A 19,841-nucleotide genomic window follows, 5' to 3' on the forward strand; every position below is an offset into this window, starting at 1 on the left:
CATGTCTCCTTTCTAAGCTGTATGAAGGTATGGGGTCGAGTCGTAAAGCATCCCTTATATTGCCCTCTTCTGCCAATCCTAAACGTGTGGGCATGTTTCTTCGGAAAGAACGAAAAAGCCCGGAGCATCAAAACAAGTTTGATACTCCGGGCTTCTTGAATGATCAATATGATAACCGCTGCTTTATTTCCCGGAAGTGTCTTGCTTTCCGTTGACCTTGACTTTGACTTCAACATACTTTACATTGCCGGAGTCGCCAACCTCCGACTTCACATGCTTGCCTTTCAATTTCTCGCCATGCTCGCCGTAAGCCTCTTTGACCGTCGGCCACATATCCTCATCCGGCTTGACCCGGATCATCATATAGAACTCGCCGACATTTTTCGGCTTTGCGATCAGCAGCAAGAAACGGCCATCGGGGCCGACCTGGCTGCGATCGAAATAACCGGTATGTATTTTGCCCGGAATATCGATATCGAGCTGTACCTCCGTGCCTTCCAGTAGATTGCTCTCCCCGCTGACATAATAATTTCTGTCATCCAGGGTAATCAAAGGCTTGATCCATACCTCGGGATTGCCTTGATCGTCCGGCTTTTCTCCGGCTGGCTCCTCCAGCTGTGCCCGTTCAGCTCCGGGCTTGATACGCGCCGCCGCACGGATTTCATAATAGATTTCATCGTCGCCGGAAACATATTGGTGCACATACGGACCGGTCAGAAGCTCGCCCTTCGTGCCGAGAATCTTCTGAATCGGCTCGGACAGATCCTCCGGCTGAATATTCACCGTGAGATCCAGCGGGTCCTTCGTAATATCCGGCCGCTTGATTTCAAGCCGGTAGCTGCCGTCATTCTCCGTAAGGGCATCATCCTTATAACCGAACATCGTATATCCTCTAGCCGTAATTTCCCCATTAATTTCAATGCCCGCCGGAAGATTGCTGGTTCCTTCAACAATCACCTGACTGTCCTCTACCTGAACATCCCCTTTGATCCATATATTCGGATCCAGTGTAACATCGCCATCTGCGCTTACGCCCTCTACAATTTCTGCATCAGCGACAACCTCCGCATCCGCTGTCTCTGAACCGCCTGCTACCTCGGCATCAGACGGCTCTCCGCCTTCATTTTCTTCGCCGGAAGTCGTCTCCGCCTGTTCGCCCGTTCCAGGCGATACCGCGTCCTCCTGCTTGGTTTCTTCCTTGGGAGCATCGGTTTGCTCCCCTGTCGGCGTTTTGCCACCTCCGCTGCAGCCTGCCAGCACGAGCAGGACAGACAGCAGCAAAGCCAGCCATCCCTTGCGATTCATCTTCCTAACCTCTTCCCTTCGACCTAAATTGTTAACGTCTGCCTGTACCTCCTAAATATTTGAAAATTGGCAGACCTTCATCTTTTATACACTATATTTCGATCCGATGAAACAAAAAAAATCAGCGGGATGTGAAAATGTTGCTGTCTTATCATTCCATGAAATCAAAAAGCCCGATCTTCGATATCAGAAGATTGGGCTTTCGGGAAATTAACATGGTCTTTGACTTAAAGCTGGCCGACCATCTCGCGGCATACGTCCGCACAGCGGCGGCATGCCTCGGCACATTGCCGGCAGTGGTCATGATCATGCTTCTCGCATTCTTCCGCGCATGCCAGACATGCTTGGATGCACAGCTCGCATATTTCCTTAACGAAGGGGCTGTTGCGTGACATTGCCTGTGCGGCAAAGGCGCAAATATCGGCACATTCGCGATCCAGCGCGATACAATCCCGCAGCATCGCGAGCTCGTATTCTTTCAGGCAGGATACATAACAGACGTTGCAAGCGTTCATACATTGGAGACATGCTTCGATGCATTCTTTATACTTGAGTTCATTGATCATGGATATATCCTCCTTGTAATTATAACGCTATGCCCTTGTATTAAACTGCCGAACACCGGTTGAATCACGCGCTGCGTCACGCGAGGCAGGGACACGATTGATCTGCGCCTGCCGTTCCTAGACGGATGTACGCTTTCCTTCGAGCGCTTCAAGCTCCGCTTGCAGCACGGACTTGTTGAAATGCTCTCCGATAAACACCACGACATCCGGAACACGACCTTGAGGCGTGATCTTCATGAAATCCGATTCGCGAAATGCATACTGGAACAGGAATCGGCTGTTCGTATCGCTGAAGGTCAGTACCCCCTTGGCACGGTACACATCCCGTGGAAGCCCCGCTATGAAGTTCTCGAATTCCTCACTGTTGACAGGGCGGCTGAAGTAATATGTATAAGACATCACATGATCATGGGAATGGTGGGAATGCTCGGCGTGACTCGATTCCGGCTGAATTTGATCCTCGACCCCTTCAGGTACGGCCCTGCCCTGCGGTTCATCCGCTTCTTGCTCGGCTGAATGCCGCGGCATCACCGGATGATTCTCGTGGTCCGGAAGGCTGCCTAGGAGCTCATCCAGATTCACGTCGCAGCGTTCGGTCGGCAAAATCGGCGCGTACGGGTTCCAGCGGTGCACGAATCGCTCCATCGCATCCTTCTCCGCCGCGCTCACCCGATCCGTTTTATTTAACAAGAGCACGGAGGCCGAGCGAATCTGCTCCTGCATCAAGCGGTACGTCTTCCCTTTTTGCTCGACGCTGAGGTGGAGCAGATGAGCGGTATCCACAACGGTTATCAGCTTTTTTACGTCCATTCGCATGTAGAGGGAAGCCTCGGCTACCGCATCCAAAATTTCCATCGGATTGGCGATGCCCGTTGCCTCGATCACGATGACATCCGGCTTTTCGTTCTGGACAAGCATGGCGATCTCCGATGTCAGATCAGCACGGATGGAGCAGCAAATGCAGCCGCTCAGCATTTCGGCTGTCGGCACATTTTCCCCGGCGATCAGACCATCGATATTCACTTCCCCGATCTCATTCATAACGATCGCAGGCCGCAAGCCCTGAGCCTTCCAGTAAGCGATCATACGTGATAGCAAGGTTGTTTTCCCGCTGCCAAGAAAACCTGATAAAATATATATGGGTGTCACATGTTCCACGAATATGTACTCCTTCTTGATCAACTTATCATTATGCTAGCGAGTGTACTACATTTCGGTGATCGATCGCAAGCTTCGCCGCCGCTTACATCTTTAAGAGGAGTAGTGATAACATGAACTCAGTTCAAGAGCATAAAGAGCAAGCTCCTGCCATCGTGCAGTGCATGGTTGTCACCGTCTCGGATACCCGGACCACAGACAATGACAAGAGCGGACAGCTGATGATCCGCCTCCTGGAAGAGGCGGGACATCGGATCGCTGCATACACGATCGTCAAGGACGATTATGAGCAGATCCGGGAGACCGTACGTACGGGCGTTAGCCGGCCGGATATCGATATCGTACTCCTAACGGGAGGGACGGGCATTTCCAGCCGGGATACGACCTATGAAGCCGTCTCCTCTATGCTGGAGAAGGAGCTTCCCGGCTTCGGGGAAATTTTCCGTTACCTCAGCTTTGCCGAGGACATCGGAACCGCTGCCATCTTGAGCCGTGCGATTGGCGGGACGATCCAAAATACGGCCGTATTCTCGATGCCTGGTTCCACCGGCGCCGTAAAGCTGGCGATGAATCGCTTGCTGCTGCCGGAGCTGACGCATATTAAGCAGGAATTAATCAAGCACGAGCCCAAACGCTGATACGAGCGGTTTATAGCCCTTAACGCAATGAAAGCTTCCGTCATGCTTTCCTCTAAGATTCTGGGCTAAAGAACAAGCGAAGCACGCGTTAAGGACATAGCAAGGGGCATCCCAGCGTCCAATTTCGGACCTTAAGGATGCCCCTCGCGGTTCAGGACATTTATTAACTGCCTGCACGACCGTCATGCTCATTAAGCAATTGAGGCGCTATTTTTTTGAACAGGCTGTAGTAGTTATCGGTCTTATCTCCTGTGGACGTATAAACGATCGATGTCTCCTTGTCGCTGTAGATCAGGTTATGGCCCCCTCCTACGTTGACATCCCCCTCTTGTGCACCGTAGATTTCGTCCATCCCTTTTCGTCTGGCTTCCGGGCTCTGATAAATATATACCGTAATAAACTGACTGGCATCATTGTTGATTCGATATTGATACGTCAGGTTGCCGATGTCATCTTCAGTAAACGTTTCGTTGGTCAGCCGGATATGCTCTTGGCTGAAAGCGGCTTGAAGATCTTCAAGCAATCTGCCGTTTCGGCCGCGCCCCGCATTCCTTGCTTCCCTCGACCCTTCTTCATAGGCCTGCATGCTGTACAAGCGTGCTTCTTCCTTCGCGACCTGCTTGGAGCAGCCAAGTGTCATCGATAAAATCATACAGATGATAAGCGCGGCAACATATCGTTGGACCATCATGTTCACTCACCCTTTCATTAGGTCAAAGGCTTCCTTCCAATAGGATGCCTGCGGATGAGCAACATTATGCGGCCGGCCGCCATTATAATCGAACGACGCTCCTTCCGACCGCTTCTCCTGCCAGTATGGTCTGCAGCAGCCCCGGCAAATCGGTCAAGCCGTATTCCGTAATGCCTTCGGCAAGGACGGTTTCGGGCTTCCACTCGTCCGCAAGCTTTTCCCAAATCGAGGTTCGTACATCCAGCGGACAAAATACCGAATCGATCCCAAGCAGGTTGATCCCGCGCAGGATGAACGGAAAGACGGTCGTTTCAAATGCCCCGCCGCCCGTCATGCCGGACACGGCAATGCTGCCGCCGTACCGGACGCTCTTGAGCAGCGAGCCGAGCTGGCTTCCTCCGACCGGATCCACGACAGCCGCCCATTTTTGGCTCGACAACGCTTTTCCGGAATCGGCTGCCGTCTCTTCCCGCGACAGGACGTCCTCTGCGCCAAGCCGCTTTAACCACTCGGCATGGCTGGTCTTACCCGTTGATGCTGTCACGCTGTAGCCAAGCCGGCTAAGGATGGATACGGCGAAGCTTCCTACCCCGCCAGTGGCACCGGTCACCAGCACAGGACCTTGATCATTCGACAAGCCGTTCCGGATCAAGGCAGCGATCGACAACGCCGCGGTAAAGCCGGCCGTCCCGATCGCCATGGCATCCCTCGGAGACAGTCCGTCCGGTAGATGAAGCAGCCAGTCCCCTTTGACCCTGGCATACTGGCTGAAGCCGCCCTCATGCGAAACGCCGAGCTCATACCCCGTGCACAGCACCCCATCCCCAGGCTTGAAGCCGGGATGCGTGGATTCAACGACCTTTCCGGCCAGGTCGATTCCGGGAATAAACGGATACCTGCGGACGATCGAGCTGTTCGGGATGCTGGCCAGCCCATCCTTATAATTCACGCCGCTGTGGCTCACCTGCACGAGCACATCTCCCTCCGGCAGTTGATCCAGCCTTAAGCTTTCTACAGCACTTTGTACCCCGCCTTGATCGTCCTGACGGAGGACAAAGGCCTGAAACTGCAGATTCGTGTTCATCTGTATATCGCTCCTTCTCCTGATTCTTGCCCGAGAACATGGTACATCCGCTTCCGAGGGTGGACCCGGGCTCTTCCTCTTGCTTCCTAAACATTTAAACGCGTATACCTTTTTTCCCTTCTGCATCGTAATCGAAAAACCTGTCATCGCACCATGATTTATTTCATTCATATCATTAACGTATCCCGGTTTCTTGCCTGCCGCAAGTGAATCCAAATTGTCGAGAACATGTATAAATTCACGGACGATGGCGATTCCTGCGCTTTCCCGAGAAATAGCCTGATAACCGCTTTATCCTGGATGAAAAAAGCCGGTTAACAAATAACTTTTAGTGGATTACCTTTGAAGTTTTTAGAGCGAATGTGCGCGGGGGCACGAAAAAGACGCTCCCTCGGAAGCAGTGCTTCGAAGGGAGCGTCATTATCATATCCGCAAATGTTATTCATCATGCTCCATAAACTCAGCCATCATCCGCTGCTTGACATCCCAGACCTCTTCACTCAGATTAACCCGATAAATCTCCGGGTTCAGCTTCCGCAAATACTCAGGCCAGAACTGATCCAGCTGTGCATTATGAAAGCTGCGGATCTCCTCCAGCTTCGGCAGCTCGTAGACGAGCTCGCCGTCCTTAAAGATCTGCGTAAGCATCGGGATCGCATCAAAATTCCGCACATTTTTGCGCATGTAAGGATGAAGCGGATTGAACAGCTTCAGCTTGCCGCTCTCCGGCGGCATCGGCTCATCCGGAAAGCAAATATAATCGGCGATTGCTTTCCCGCTTCCCCGGGAAATAATCCGGTACACGTCCTTCTTGCCAGGGGTCGAAACCTTCTCGGGATTGCCGGAGATTTTGATGGTCGGCACCATCTTGCCGTCAACCTCCCGCTCGACAAGCTTATATACGCCCCCGAGCGCGGGCTGGTCCGCTGCAGTGATAAGCTGGGTTCCTACCCCCCAAGTATCCACCTTGGCTCCCTGCGCTTTCAAATCCATAATCGTCCCTTCATCCAAATCGTTGGATGCGACGATCCCTACATACGACAGCCCGGCTTCATCCAGCATTTTACGGGCCTGAATCGACAGATATGCCAGGTCGCCGCTATCTAGGCGGATCGCATTCATCCGTTTCCCTTGGGCTTCCAGTTTCTTGGCCGTGGCGATCGCATGCGGGATTCCGCTCTTGAGCGTATCGAACGTATCGACCAGCAGCGTGACTTGATCGGGCATCACTTGGGCGAAGATGTCGAAGGCCTCCTGCTCGCTCCGGAAGGTCTGTACCCAGGAATGGGCATGGGTGCCTTTCGTCGGAATGCCGAATTTCTCCCCGGCAAGCATGTTGGACGTTGCATGGAAGCCTGCCAAATACGCTGCGCGTGCGCCCCAAACGGCCGCGTCCAGCTCTTGGGCACGACGTGTGCCGAACTCCAGCAGGATGTCGTTGCCGGCAACCTGACGAATCCGTGAAGCCTTTGTTGCGATCAAGGTCTGGAAGTTCATGAAGTTCAAGATTGCCGTTTCCACAAGCTGCGTTTCGAAGATGGTGCCCTCCACCCGGATCAGCGGCTCATTCGGGAACACAAGCGCACCTTCGGGCATGGAATGAATGCTTCCGCGAAACCGGAAGCTGCGCAGCTCATCCAGAAATTCCGGCTTATAGTTCTCCTCTTGTTTAGCCAGATAAGCGATATCTTCTTCCGAAAAACGCAAGGACTCGATGTAGTTCACGATACGTTCCAATCCGGCAAATACCGCATAGCCGTTCCCGAACGGCAGCTTGCGGAAATACGCTTCAAAGACCGCACGGGTTCGGTGGGAACCGTTGATCCAATGGGCATACATCATGTTAATCTGATATTTGTCCGTGTGAAGAGCCAATCCTGCTGTCTGCATAACCATCATCCTCCAAGTAATACCCGGCTATCCCGTGACGGGAAAATGTCGCCGTCCATTATTTAGCGTCGCTTCGTACGACTGCCGCTCCGAGACTGCCTTTAAAATGACCTAACGCCCACTCATGCCCCTGCGGATTAAAGCTTGCCACCGCATCCTCATAAACGGTAATCGCGTATCCGAAATTATAAGCATCCACTGCCGTATGCAGTACGCAAATATCAGTGCAAACCCCGATCAAATGCACCTCGGTAATGCCACGCTCCCGCAGCTTCTGATTCAGATTCGTACCGCAAAAGGCGCTGTACCGCGTTTTATCCATCCAATAAATGCGATCCTTATAACCCTCATAAACCTCCTGCAGCTCCCCATACAGGTCACGCCCGCGGGTGCCGCGGATGTTATGGGGCGGGAACAGCTTTGTCTCCGGATGGTATGGATCCTTCTCTTCATGAAGATCAACAGCCATCACTACAAAGTCTCCCCGTTCGCAGTACTGCTTCGTCAGCTTGGCAATCGTTCCTTGAATGTCTACGGCGGGAGCTCCTACCGGCAAGCTGCCGTCCACGAAATCATTCGTGAAATCTATCACGATCAAAGCCTTCATCATGACACACTCCTCTACAGAATGATGACATTGAATAAACACACCTGCACCTGATTCTTTAATCCTACGTATAAATCGACAACAACGGTACATGATCCGTGAAGCGATACAACTGCGCCGGCCGCTGGGAATACTGGTTGGAGCTTAGCGGTTTGCCGCTATCGTCCCGTACCTCTTCCAAAATCCCCTGCCGGCTGCGGGTCGACGTAATTTTGCGGATGAAATTCGGCTCCTTAAACTCAGGCACAACCGTCTGAATCACCTGGTACAGCTCGCTCAGCGTAAAAAATTCGGGCAGAAACTGCCGGGCGATCGTCGTCTGCAGCATCTGCTGCTGAATCTTCCGGTAAGCATCCATGATGATATCCCGGTGATCAAAGGCAAGCTCGAGCTCCTCCAACGCCTCGTTGATCGTAAACAGTCCGACTTCTTCCGCATCATCGGCTGCTTGCCGGTGCTCCAGCATCCATTCCTCCACCAGCGCATAGAACGCATGGCTGATAATCCAGCCGCGGGGATCACGCCCCGGTGCGCTGTAGACGCCCAAATACTCCAGATGGCCGCCGTCCACGCCTGTTTCCTCTTTCAGTTCTCTCTTGGCAGCATCGTAAATGGACTCGCTCTCCCGGCAAAAACCTCCGGGCAGCGCCCACATCCCGGCGCACGGCCAGGATCTGCGGCGAATGAGCATGACCTTCAGCTCCCGAATCGGGAGGGTCTTGGTGAAGGTCTTGCGCTCCCGCTTCGTCAACGTAAACATCACGATGTCGGCAGGCACACCGTCCGGCGTTCTGTACTTCTTGGCACTGCTGCTTGGCGCCTGTTCATGATCCGTCATATCCATCACCATAATATTAATTTGATAATTTCATTATGACATATATAAAAATGATGTCAAGGATTTCCTTGCCAGGAATTGCAGATATGGATTACTATGCCCCAATTGCTGCATTTTCGATTCTTTAACGTATAAAAGGTGCGGAGTTCATATCCGCACCCTCAATGGTTTATCCGCAGCTGCTTGGCGGCGTGTCTTTCCCGGTTTCCACATTTACCTTTTCCGATACGGTGTCATGAATGACCGACACGACCAGCTGAAGCAGGTAGTTGATATCGCTTTGGCTTTGCTGGAATTCCGCGACCAGCGGAATGCTGTCTATCTCCTCCTGCAGCTCCTCGATCTCGCGTTCGATTTTAGCAACCATTTCCTTGTTCTGGAAGGTTTCAAATGCTACAATTTCCTTCTGCTTCTTCTTGATTGTCTTGATCAAGCTTTGAACGCGCTCGTGATTGCGGATTTTCTCCTCCGCTTTCTTGAACACCTGCACTTCCTCGCTGGTGGAGATCATCTCAGCCAATTCTCCGGCTTTAGCCAAAATATCGTCTCGAATAATTAGCTCTCTTGTATTATAGGTCTTCATACCATAAGTGTTCGTACGACCATGTTCGTGTGCCAAGGTTCATCGCTCCAATTCTTTGTCATCTATATAAACCCAATTTTTATATGTCCTTTCAGAAAACCGGGCGATCGACAATTACATGATTACTTATACAGCATCCGAGGCCGGCACCGGATCGGCGATGAGATCGCCTTTAATATACCAGGTCTTCGTATCGGTCACTTTCACCTGAACGAAGCTCCCAATCAGGTCAGGGGAGCCTTCGAAATGGACCAGCTTGTTGCTCCGCGTCCGTCCGGACAGCACGGAATCGTTATTTTTGCTGATTCCTTCCACGAGCACCTCCACGGTGGCTCCAAGCAGCTGGTCATTGCTCTTGCGGCTGAACTCATTAATAACCTCATTTAAGCGCTGCAGCCTTTGGCTCTTAACCTCCATCGGAACGTTATCTTCCATGACGGCTGCCGGCGTGCCTTCACGCGGCGAGTAAATGAAGGTAAATGCCGAGTCATACCCCACCTCGCGTACGAGCGATAAGGTTTCCTCGAACTGCTCATCCGTCTCCCCAGGGAAGCCTACGATGATATCCGTCGTTAGAACGACATCAGGGATAGCCTGTTTAATCTTCCGAACGAGCTCCAGGTAGCTCTCGCGCGTATATTTACGGCTCATCCGCTTCAGCACCTGCGAGCTGCCCGATTGCACAGGCAGATGGATATGCTCCACCAGGTTGCCGCCCTTGGCGAGCACCTCGATCAGATGATCGTCGAAGTCTCTCGGGTGGGACGTCGTAAACCGGACGCGGGGGATATCGATTTTGCGGATATCGTCCATCAAATCGCCGAAGCGGTATTCGATATCGGTGAAATCCTTGCCGTAGGCATTCACGTTTTGACCAAGCAGCGTAATCTCCTTATAGCCTTGGCGGGCGAGCTCACGCACCTCGGCGATCACGTCCTCCGGACGGCGGCTGCGCTCCTTCCCGCGGGTATATGGAACGATACAGTATGTACAGAATTTGTCACAGCCGTACATAATGTTAACCCAGCCGCGAAGTCCTTCCCGTTTCTTCGGAAGGTTCTCGACGATATCGCCTTCCTTCGACCATACCTCAACGACCATTTCCTTGCTGAACAACGCTTCTTGAATCAAATGCGGCAGACGGTGAATATTGTGCGTGCCGAAGATGAGATCCACGAAGCCATGCTTCTGAAGAATTCGGTTCACCACAGCCTCTTCCTGCGACATGCAGCCGCACACGCCGAGCAGCATATCCGGCTTCTCGGTCTTCAGATGCTTCAAATGGCCGAGCTCGCCGAATACTTTATCCTCCGCATTCTCCCGGATTGCGCAGGTGTTGAGCAGAATGATGTCCGCCTCTTTACGGTCTTCCGTCGACTGATACCCCATTTGCTCGAGCAGTCCCTTGATCGTCTCCGAATCGTGCTCGTTCATTTGGCAGCCGTAAGTATAGACGATGTAATGCTTGCCCGCGCCAAGCTGCTTGAATTCTTCCGGCAGCGCCGTATCGTACAATACCTGCACGCTCTCTTTGCCGCGCTGTTTTTCCTGTCTATGATTAGGCTCCGATAGAATATTGATTTCCCGGCCGTTAATCCGGATTCTCTTGCCATGCTCGTCTTCCGAGAGAATCTTCGCGCCTGAAAAATCAAAATACTTGGAGTAGTCCTTACTTTCCTTGGACATGCTAGGTCACTCCTTAGATCCGCTATATCTCTGGTTTCAAATTTCATCCTGCAGTATCATAGCCTGTTCGCGCAAGCAGCCTTGGCTGCCCGCTCTTTCGAAAACGGCGGAGCGAGCAGCCGCTAATGCGGAACACGACTTCAATAGGCACTGTTTTAAATTATATCATGATCTTTATAGCGAAGCTACCACCGGAATACCCGTAAATGTGGACGGCGAACGTTAAAAAAGCCCGAATCGACTCCCATCGATTCAGGCTTATTCTTTATCACAGTATGATTTAGTCTATAATCTCGGCCGTATCGCCTGTTTTAGCACCGGCTGCGTTCGCTTCATCCGTGTCGATGTGCATATCCAGCGCATAGTTGTCGGATACGCGGGCGATGACATTTTCCAGAACCAATCCGCGCTCTCCGCCAAGGCGCACCTTCAGCATATCTTTATCCTTGATCCCCCATTTTTCCGCATCGGAGGTATGGAAGTGAATATGACGGGCTGCAACGATAACCCCTTCGTCGACAGTGACTTCTCCGGCAGGGCCCTTAATCGTAATGCCCGGCGTGCCGGCGATGTTGCCGGATTCGCGGACTGGAGCCTTCACGCCGATCGCAAAGGAATCGGTGCGCGAAATTTCAAGCTGGGTCGCAGGACGGGCAGGTCCCAAAATTCTCACTTTATCGAATTGTCCCTTCGTACCAATTACAGCAACCGTTTCATTCGCTGCGAATTGTCCTGGCTGGGACAATGGCTTCATTTCGGTCAATTGATATCCAGGGCCGAACAATGCCTCGATATGCTCCTGGGTTAAATGAATATGGCGGGCGGATACACCCACAGGTACAGTTTTACTCATCTGACTCACTCCTTGTTTTCTCTATATGCTGTACATGCCATTGTCTATTATACTCTCTATTACCCAAAAATAAAAAGGGAGCCGTTCGTTTACGGCCCCCGCTTCTCATGGATTTGCATGGTTGCTACAAGATTGTCAAAGTTTTATCGAATGGACCGGCATTGATGCTGCTTTTTAAATCACGACTTATCTTCCGCTTTCGATGGCAGGTTGCCCTCCAGGAAACGAAGCGCATGGCCCGACATCCATCCCCGCACCTCATCTTCCGGGTAATATTTCAGCAAAAGCTCCTGCAGGTCTGGATAGTGCCCAGGATGCGCCAGTCCTTCAACCCACCGGTCAATCCCGTCGAAATCCGAGCCGAACATCAAATGCTTTGCTCCGCCAAGCTCGCAAATCTTCTCAATATGCGGAAGCAGATCCTCCGGCTTCACTCCCTGCCCATCGCTCCGTATGAACCATGGCACGAACGTTATTCCAATTCGCCCGTCCAAGGCAACAAGCGCTCGTATCTGATCGTCCCGTAAATTACGCGGATGCGGACAGATGGTATAGGCATTCGAATGGGAAGCGATGACGGGTCGGCTCGTCAGCTCCATCAGCTCCCAGAAGCCGGCCTCGGACAAATGGGACACGTCCAGCACCATTCCGATCTCATTGCACAGCCTTACCAGCTCACGGCCCCGCTCCGTAAAACCGCCGTTTCGGGACTCCATCGCTCCATCCGCCGCCCAATTGGCATAATTCCAGGTTATCCCCATGCAACGCACGCCCAGTTCATAACACAGCCTCACATAGTGGAGATTCCCTTCCAGCCCGTCAACGCCCTCGAGCGACAGCAGGCCATAGCGGTCCTTCCCGCTCCCTTCCCTAATCGCCTGAACCTGCTCCTTCCAGAGCAGCGGCTTCACGAATCCTGGATCCGCAAGGCGTCTTCGAAACACTTCAATCTGCGCAAGCACCCGTTCAAACGACGGCCGGCCGTACTGTTCCGATAAGAATACAGCAAACACCTGCAGATCAACGTGACCTTGAATCATTCGCTCCAGGCTGACATCCAGCTTCGGATCGTTCTTAAAGGAGGCGCTCGAATCCTCCCATAATTTGCTTAAGGCGTCACAGTGAAAATCAACCGTCTGCATAACAGCTCAGGCCTCTCCCTTCAGGGCTTGGTCATAGCAAAAAGCCTGCTTACTCGAAAAAAGGGTAAACAGGCTATACCTCACTTTAAACTCTATCTAGGCTCCACAATTAATTTAATTGCCGTTCGGTCTTCGCCATCAATCACAATATCCGTAAAAGCAGGGATACAGATCAGATCCACCCCGCTCGGTGCTACAAATCCCCGGGCTATCGCAACAGCTTTAATGGCCTGGTTCAGTGCTCCCGCCCCTATCGCCTGCAGCTCTGCTCCCCCACGTTCCCGAAGAACTCCAGCTAGCGCCCCTGCAACCGAATTGGGATTGGATTTTGCTGAAACTTTTAATACTTCCATGGTAAGTACCTCCCCTGGGAATGTTGAGTGATGGTTTGCTTCCGCTTACTAGATGTTATTCGTGAGAGGGGAAAAAATTCCTGCTTTTTGCCATTCGTTCCTATTTTTCATTAAACGGATTTCACCGCTTTTAATCCATTCGCCATTCATCTTCATACATGCGGATTTTTTCAATCCGGCGCGCTTTGCCGCTCGTTTCGTCCAGCTCGGCGAATACGGCATGGAACTGCCATTTCCCTTCATCGACCTGGAAGCGGGCAGGAAGCTGGGTTTTGAATTTATACAGCACCGCCTCGCGCTGCATGCCGAGGATTCCTTCTTTGGAGCCGACCATACCGGTATCGGTGATATAAGCCGTTCCACCAGGCAAAATGGTGTCATCATTGCTCTGTACATGCGTGTGGGTACCGACGACCATAGAAGCACGTCCGTCCATATGCCAGCCCATGGCTATTTTCTCCGAAGTAGCTTCGGCGTGAAAATCGACGAGAATGCACTTCACCTTCAGACGGAGCTCGTCCACGATGTCATCGGCCGCCCGGAAGGGACAGTCGATCGCCGGCAGAAACGTTCGGCCTTGAAGGTTCACGATCGCCAGCTGCTTGCCGTTGGCTTTGATTACCGTATACCCTTGCCCCGGGGTTCCCGGCGGAAAATTCGCCGGCCGAACCATTCGCGGCTCATCGTCAATGAATTCAAAAATGTCCTTGTTGTCCCACGTATGGTTGCCCATCGTAATGCCGTGAATGCCCCAATTGAAAAACTCGTTTGCGATGGCCGAGGTGATCCCCCGCCCTGACGCCGCATTCTCGCCATTAGCAATGATGATATGCGGATTGTACTTCGACTTCAGTTCCGGCAGGGATGCTTTCAACGCTTTTCGCCCCGTGCTGCCAACGATATCTCCGATAAATAAGACGTTGATGTCAATCACTCCTCTAACAGGAAGCTTCTGCAAAACTTGAATATAGGCTTCCGATTCCATTGCGTTCTTTTCTTCTGTAAAGATAAAAAGTGGCCGTTATAGCGGCCACTTTCTAAATTCGATGCATTATTTCGCGTAATCCACCGCTCGGGTTTCCCGGATCACGGTGACCTTGATATGCCCTGGGTAATCCAGTTCATTCTCAATCGTCTTGGTGATGTCGCGTGCCAAGCGGAATGCTTCGGCATCGTCGATCTTTTCAGGTTGAACCATGACGCGAACTTCACGGCCTGCTTGAATCGCATAGGATTTCTCCACGCCTTCAAACGATTCGGAAATTTCTTCGAGCTTCTCAAGGCGTCTAATATACGTCTCCAGCGTCTCTCTGCGTGCTCCCGGTCTGGCCGCGGACAATGCGTCAGCAGCACCTACCAGCATCGCAATCACGGAAGTTGCTTCGCAATCCCCGTGGTGAGAGGCAATACTGTTGATAACCACCGGATGTTCCTTATACTTCTTCGCCAGCTCCACGCCAATTTCAACGTGTGAACCTTCCACTTCATGATCCAGCGCTTTACCGATGTCATGCAACAGTCCTGCTCGCTTCGCAAGAACGATGTCTTCGCCCAATTCGCCAGCCATCAGACCAGCCAAATAGGCGACTTCCATGGAATGCTTCAGCACGTTTTGCCCATAGCTTGTACGGAATTTCAGTCGTCCCAAAATTTTGATCAAATCCGGGTGCAGACCATGTACGCCAACCTCAAAGGTTGCTTGTTCTCCGTATTCGCGGATGCGTTCGTCAACTTCCTTACGGGATTTCTCCACCATTTCCTCGATACGTGCCGGATGAATCCGTCCGTCCGCCACCAGCTTCTCGAGCGCTGTTCGCGCAATCTCGCGGCGAATTGGATCAAATCCGGACAATATAACAGCTTCCGGCGTATCATCGATAATAAGGTCAATCCCTGTGAGGGTCTCAAGCGCACGGATATTCCGGCCTTCACGTCCGATGATCCGGCCCTTCATCTCTTCGTTCGGCAGCGTAACTACAGATACCGTCGTTTCAGCCACGTGATCAGCCGCACAGCGCTGAATCGCCAGCGTAATGATCTCGCGTGACTTCTTGTCGGCCTCTTCCTTCGCCTGCTGCTCGATCTCTTTGATCATCTGAGCGGTTTCGTGACGAACTTCCTGCTCGACATTGCTGAGAATAATGTTGCGAGCATCCTCCATCGTCAGGTTGGAGATGCGCTCCAGTTCCGTTGTTTGCTTCTTGTAAATCGCATCGATTTGCTGCTGGGTCTCTTCAATTCGTTTCTCTTTGTTCGCCACCTGTTCTTCTTTACGTTCCAAAGATTCTATTTTTTTATCCAGCGACTCTTCCTTTTGCAACAATCTGCGCTCCTGCCGTTGTATTTCATTACGGCGCTCACGAGTGTCTTTTTCAGCTTCGGCTCTGATTCTATGGACTTCGTCTTTAGCCTCAAGAACCGTTTCTTTCTTCAATGCCTCTGCTTCCTTCTTTGCACTTTCAATAATCTGCAAAGCGGCGTGCTCGGCACTGGAAATTTTAGCTTCTGCAAGGGATTTGCGAATAAAATAACCGAACCCAAAGAATATAGCGGCTACAACGAGAACGATTATGATCCACCAAATTGGATGCATCTGATCACCTCCTCGTTGGTTCCTCCAAGGCATTCCTTGGGAAATGTGCAATTGTCAGTTACTCATTCATACATAAAATACCGGCAGCTGCCTGCCGTCCATGCTGCGTGCATCTGGTTGCCCGCATATTCCGCTTGAATCCAGCGGAATTCATTTCACTATGAATTAGCGATAAAATGAATCTTTCACAAAGTAGTCACTTTTTTGGAAGGAAAAAGGATGCTAATTTAAAAAAAGATTCATGTTTATTTTATTATTTATAAAAAGATATTGTCAAGGGAAAGCAATGGGTAAACGTCAGTTTCAGTCACAAGTGCCAATATCTATGCAGAGGTTGGCACCTTTCGTTCATTTCATTCAAACTCTTCCAGTTCCTGGTCGTCCGCTCCATACTCCTGCTCCTCTTCGATTAGACGCCTTAGCGCCTGCCTCGCCTGTTCCCCGCTAAAGCCGCGCCGCATCAAATACGCTCCCGTCTTCCGCTTGCGATCCAGCAGCTCGCCCTTCGTCTGCTGCCATTTCTTTCTTGCAACCACAAGTGCGCTTTCCAGCTCCTCCTCGGCACTTACCTCGCTCAGCGCCTCCGATATCAGCTCGGTCCGGATCCCTTTCTGCCTCAGCTCCTGCTTTACCCACAGGCGGCCCTTCTTATGCCCTGTCATCCGCTGCTCCGCCCACATTCTCGCATATAATGCGTCGTCGATCAGCTTCTCCGCCTCAAGCCGCCGGAGCGTCACCTCTATGCTATCCGGATCCGCTCCCTTCTGCTGCAGGCGCTGCACGATTTCCTGCGATGTCCGGGGCTTCCTTGACAGATAATTCAGCGCCTCAACATAGGCCCGCTGCCTTTCATCCACGACTACGATATCCTGAAGCTCCTCCTTGCGGAAAATGCTCCCCTTCAGCATACGGTATTTCAGCATCACGTCTTCATGAACCGTCATCTCATAAGGACCGAACGATATCTTATAACGTCCTCTAGGCTTGCGCAGCTTCTCCACGGACGTGATCACCAGATCCTCCTGATCCGGAAAATGCTCGATCCCCGAAGAAGCTTCTTCGGTTATTTCACGATTATCACTCATAGCTTCTCCTTATCGCTCTGCAGCTTTTACATACTCCATACCATGGATGACTATTATGATCCCCGCATTACGATAATGCAAAGAAGACCGTCCAGGCGTTCTTCTCAACACCGGACGGTCCTAGCACTATCAGAAATAGCTGGGCATTATTCCACTTTAAATAGATCTTGCTCTTCCAGCTCCTCTTGCTCCTTCTCGCTTGCGCTCGGTTCAGGAACAACCGTGGTCAAGTTGCTTGCTTCCCGGATTTTGTTCTCGATCACATTCGCCACTTCCGGATGCTCCTTAAGGAATTGCTTCGCATTCTCACGTCCCTGGCCAAGACGATCGCCGCCAAAGGAATACCAAGCACCGCTCTTATCCACAATATCAAGCTCAGTACCGATATCGATCAGGCTTCCCTCTCTGGAGATGCCTTCACCGTACATAATGTCAAGCTCGGCTTGTTTAAACGGAGGCGCAACTTTGTTCTTAACCACTTTAATCCGTGTGCGGTTACCTACGACGTCATTCCCCATCTTAATGCTCTCTACACGGCGTACATCCAAACGGACGGTGGAGTAGAACTTCAAGGCACGGCCACCCGGTGTCGTCTCAGGGTTACCGAACATAACGCCGACCTTCTCACGAAGCTGGTTAATAAAGATGGCAATCGTTTTGGACTTGTTGATCGCGCCGGACAGTTTACGCAGAGCCTGGGACATCAGACGAGCCTGCAGACCCACATGGGAGTCACCCATGTCGCCTTCAATCTCGGCCTTCGGCACAAGCGCTGCGACCGAGTCGATAACAATGATATCGACTGCACCGCTGCGCACCAAAGCTTCAGCAATTTCAAGCGCTTGCTCACCCGTATCCGGCTGGGAAAGCAGGAGTTCATCGATGTTAACGCCCAATTTGCTCGCATAGGACGGATCCAGTGCGTGCTCGGCATCGATAAACGCAGCTTGTCCGCCAGTCTTCTGAACCTCAGCAATCGCATGGAGCGCTACAGTTGTTTTACCGGAGGATTCCGGTCCATATACTTCAATAATCCGGCCTCTAGGCAATCCGCCGGTTCCAAGTGCTATATCCAATGCCAGCGATCCGCTAGGCACAATCTCTACCTGCATATGGGTGGACTCACCCAATTTCATGATGGAACCTTTTCCGAACTGTTTCTCTATCTGACGAAGCGCCATTTCAAGCGCAGCACGACGATCTGACAATTGTTCCACAACCCTTCACTGTTGATAGTCTAATCATACCTTGTTTTGACACGTTTGCCAAGCTTTTTTTCGAACATACATTCGTTTTTTTTAACCCTCCCCCTTCCCTGCTCAATTCCGGGCAGTCTCCATAAACAAGCAAAACCGCGGCATCATCCTTCGATATGCCACGGTTCTTCCGTACTTCCGATTATACCTGGATCGATTCTCCAGTTCAAGAACAATGTAAAAGATTTACTATTATTATGTCATGCAGCTCCGCATTCATTCACGAAGTTGGGGCTCCTGCTACGCCTGCTCCGATCCCTCCGAGACAAGCCGCCGCCATAAGCGGTACAGCAGCGCCTTCGTCGCGCGCAAACGGATCGTCTCCCGGTTGCCTTGAAGATTAAGCTCGTGCACCTCGGTCTCTCTTCCGCGCTGGGACAATCCGATGTATACAAGCCCCACCGGCTTGCGTTCGGCATAACCGGGGCCGGCTACGCCGGTAACGGACAGTCCGAAATCGCTGTCGGTGATCAGCCGGACATTCTCCGCGAGGGCCTGAGCGACCTCCCTGCTCACTGCGCCGGGCGCATCATCGCCTTCCAGCAACGCTTGCGGGATATGCACAAGCTTTCGCTTCATTTCATTCGTGTAGGAAACGATCCCTCCAAGGAACATCGTCGCGCTGCCAGGTACGGAGGTCAAGCTTTCCGCCACCAGACCGCCCGTGCAGCTCTCCGCCGCGCTCAGCGTCAATCCCCGGTCTGCCATCGTGTCGACAATCACCTTCTCGATCGGCACATCCTCGCTGGCGTACATGAATTCGGGGCCGCGCTCGCGAATCCGCTCTTGCAGCTCATCAAGGCGGACCATCGCTTCGGACTCGCTTGCAGCCTTGGTGGATATGCGGACGGTCACCTCACCGTCCTTCGCATACAGCGCGATCGTCGGGTCGGTCTGCTCGGTGATCAGGTCCGAAAGCCTCTCATCCAAGGCAGATTCCCCGATTCCGGCAAACTTCAGCATCTTGGAGTAGATCGGAAGCTCATCCGTCAGCACATGCTGGAGCAGCCAAGGCTTGGCTTGCTGCTCGAACATCGGGATCAATTCCTTCGGCGGTCCCGGCAATACGATGTAATGCGTCCCGTCCTGCGTGATCGCATTGCCAACGGCCAGCCCGGTTTCGTTCGGCAGCGGCGTTCCCCCTTCGATGGCAATCGCCTGGCGGCGATTGTTCTCGGTCATAACGACGCCCCGGTCCTGGAAGAAACGCTCAATGCGGTCCATGGCCATCCTGTCGATATGCAGCGACCGGTTCAGCAGCGAAGCCAGCGCATCCTTCGTCAGGTCGTCCTGGGTAGGACCGAGCCCGCCCGATAGGATGACGATGTCCGCTCTGCTGCTCGACAGGCGGAGCGCTTCCTTCAATCGCTCCATGTTGTCCCCGACTACGGTTTGGTAATATACGTCGATGCCCATGGCTGCAAGCTCTCTGGATAAGTACTGGGCATTGGTGTTTACAATCTGCCCCAGCAGCAATTCCGTTCCGACTGCAATGATCTCTGCTTTCATACGA

The 19,841-nt window shown here is 52.2% G+C and carries 19 protein-coding genes; 1 reads left to right on the plus strand and 18 read right to left on the minus strand.

The window, feature by feature from the left end; all coding sequences use genetic code 11:
- Positions 1 to 183 precede the first annotated feature (183 nt).
- From J2Z18_RS17655 to J2Z18_RS17665, 3 genes are all read right to left on the minus strand, one after another.
- Entirely contained in the window at positions 184 to 1,305 is a 1,122-nt protein-coding gene (locus J2Z18_RS17655) for a hypothetical protein (RefSeq protein WP_210095119.1), read from the minus strand.
- Between the two features lie 227 nt (positions 1,306 to 1,532).
- Positions 1,533 to 1,871 carry a four-helix bundle copper-binding protein gene (locus tag J2Z18_RS17660; protein WP_007128662.1) on the minus strand — a complete coding sequence of 113 codons (339 nt, stop codon included), beginning with the start codon at positions 1,869 to 1,871 and terminating at the stop codon, positions 1,533 to 1,535.
- 117 nt (positions 1,872 to 1,988) lie between these two features.
- Positions 1,989 to 3,029: a CobW family GTP-binding protein gene (locus tag J2Z18_RS17665; protein ID WP_007128663.1), complete on the minus strand. Its 1,041-nt coding sequence runs from the start codon at positions 3,027 to 3,029 to the stop codon at positions 1,989 to 1,991.
- Between the two features lie 113 nt (positions 3,030 to 3,142).
- Here J2Z18_RS17665 and J2Z18_RS17670 point away from each other — a divergent pair, with 113 nt between their 5' ends.
- Complete coding sequence (locus tag J2Z18_RS17670; RefSeq protein ID WP_007128664.1) at positions 3,143 to 3,667, plus strand: MogA/MoaB family molybdenum cofactor biosynthesis protein; 525 nt, start codon at positions 3,143 to 3,145, stop codon at positions 3,665 to 3,667.
- Between the two features lie 163 nt (positions 3,668 to 3,830).
- On the opposite strand, the gene J2Z18_RS17675 is transcribed toward J2Z18_RS17670, so the two are convergent.
- The 15 genes from J2Z18_RS17675 to J2Z18_RS17745 form a co-directional block, all read right to left on the minus strand.
- Positions 3,831 to 4,358 (minus strand): hypothetical protein, encoded by a 528-nt coding sequence (locus J2Z18_RS17675; RefSeq protein WP_028405577.1) that lies wholly within the window; start codon positions 4,356 to 4,358, stop codon positions 3,831 to 3,833.
- Positions 4,359 to 4,440: 82 nt separating this feature from the next.
- Positions 4,441 to 5,442, minus strand: a complete 1,002-nt coding sequence (locus J2Z18_RS17680; protein ID WP_007128666.1) for an acrylyl-CoA reductase family protein — start codon at positions 5,440 to 5,442, stop codon at positions 4,441 to 4,443.
- A 438-nt stretch (positions 5,443 to 5,880) separates the two neighbouring features.
- The gene (locus J2Z18_RS17685) at positions 5,881 to 7,332 is read right to left on the minus strand and encodes a nicotinate phosphoribosyltransferase (RefSeq protein ID WP_007128667.1); all 1,452 of its coding nucleotides are present in this window, start codon (positions 7,330 to 7,332) and stop codon (positions 5,881 to 5,883) included.
- A 58-nt stretch (positions 7,333 to 7,390) separates the two neighbouring features.
- Positions 7,391 to 7,939, minus strand: a complete 549-nt coding sequence (locus tag J2Z18_RS17690; protein ID WP_007128668.1) for a cysteine hydrolase family protein — start codon at positions 7,937 to 7,939, stop codon at positions 7,391 to 7,393.
- 64 nt (positions 7,940 to 8,003) lie between these two features.
- The gene (locus tag J2Z18_RS17695; protein WP_007128669.1) at positions 8,004 to 8,789 is read right to left on the minus strand and encodes an NUDIX domain-containing protein; all 786 of its coding nucleotides are present in this window, start codon (positions 8,787 to 8,789) and stop codon (positions 8,004 to 8,006) included.
- 157 nt (positions 8,790 to 8,946) lie between these two features.
- Positions 8,947 to 9,396, minus strand: a complete 450-nt coding sequence (locus tag J2Z18_RS17700) for a YlbF/YmcA family competence regulator (RefSeq protein WP_007128670.1) — start codon at positions 9,394 to 9,396, stop codon at positions 8,947 to 8,949.
- 90 nt (positions 9,397 to 9,486) lie between these two features.
- Complete coding sequence (miaB, locus tag J2Z18_RS17705; RefSeq protein WP_007128671.1) at positions 9,487 to 11,046, minus strand: tRNA (N6-isopentenyl adenosine(37)-C2)-methylthiotransferase MiaB; 1,560 nt, start codon at positions 11,044 to 11,046, stop codon at positions 9,487 to 9,489.
- Between the two features lie 280 nt (positions 11,047 to 11,326).
- Positions 11,327 to 11,899 (minus strand): phosphate propanoyltransferase, encoded by a 573-nt coding sequence (gene pduL / locus J2Z18_RS17710; protein ID WP_007128672.1) that lies wholly within the window; start codon positions 11,897 to 11,899, stop codon positions 11,327 to 11,329.
- 179 nt (positions 11,900 to 12,078) lie between these two features.
- On the minus strand, positions 12,079 to 13,041 hold the full coding sequence (locus J2Z18_RS17715; protein ID WP_007128673.1) for a dipeptidase: 963 nt from the start codon (positions 13,039 to 13,041) through the stop codon (positions 12,079 to 12,081).
- Positions 13,042 to 13,133: 92 nt separating this feature from the next.
- Positions 13,134 to 13,394, minus strand: a complete 261-nt coding sequence (locus J2Z18_RS17720) for a stage V sporulation protein S (protein ID WP_006211249.1) — start codon at positions 13,392 to 13,394, stop codon at positions 13,134 to 13,136.
- Between the two features lie 130 nt (positions 13,395 to 13,524).
- On the minus strand, positions 13,525 to 14,379 hold the full coding sequence (locus J2Z18_RS17725) for a TIGR00282 family metallophosphoesterase (RefSeq protein ID WP_007128674.1): 855 nt from the start codon (positions 14,377 to 14,379) through the stop codon (positions 13,525 to 13,527).
- Positions 14,380 to 14,445: 66 nt separating this feature from the next.
- On the minus strand, positions 14,446 to 15,987 hold the full coding sequence (gene rny, locus J2Z18_RS17730; protein WP_007128675.1) for a ribonuclease Y: 1,542 nt from the start codon (positions 15,985 to 15,987) through the stop codon (positions 14,446 to 14,448).
- A gap of 353 nt (positions 15,988 to 16,340) precedes the next feature.
- A complete protein-coding gene (locus J2Z18_RS17735; protein ID WP_007128676.1) occupies positions 16,341 to 17,072 on the minus strand; it encodes a regulatory protein RecX in 732 nt (243 codons plus the stop codon).
- 146 nt (positions 17,073 to 17,218) lie between these two features.
- Entirely contained in the window at positions 17,219 to 18,280 is a 1,062-nt protein-coding gene (recA, locus tag J2Z18_RS17740) for a recombinase RecA (protein ID WP_007128677.1), read from the minus strand.
- A 288-nt stretch (positions 18,281 to 18,568) separates the two neighbouring features.
- Complete coding sequence (locus J2Z18_RS17745) at positions 18,569 to 19,837, minus strand: competence/damage-inducible protein A (RefSeq protein ID WP_007128678.1); 1,269 nt, start codon at positions 19,835 to 19,837, stop codon at positions 18,569 to 18,571.
- Positions 19,838 to 19,841 lie beyond the last annotated feature (4 nt).

It is taken from the genome of Paenibacillus lactis, assembly GCF_017873605.1.
Classification (GTDB): domain Bacteria; phylum Bacillota; class Bacilli; order Paenibacillales; family Paenibacillaceae; genus Paenibacillus_AQ; species Paenibacillus_AQ lactis.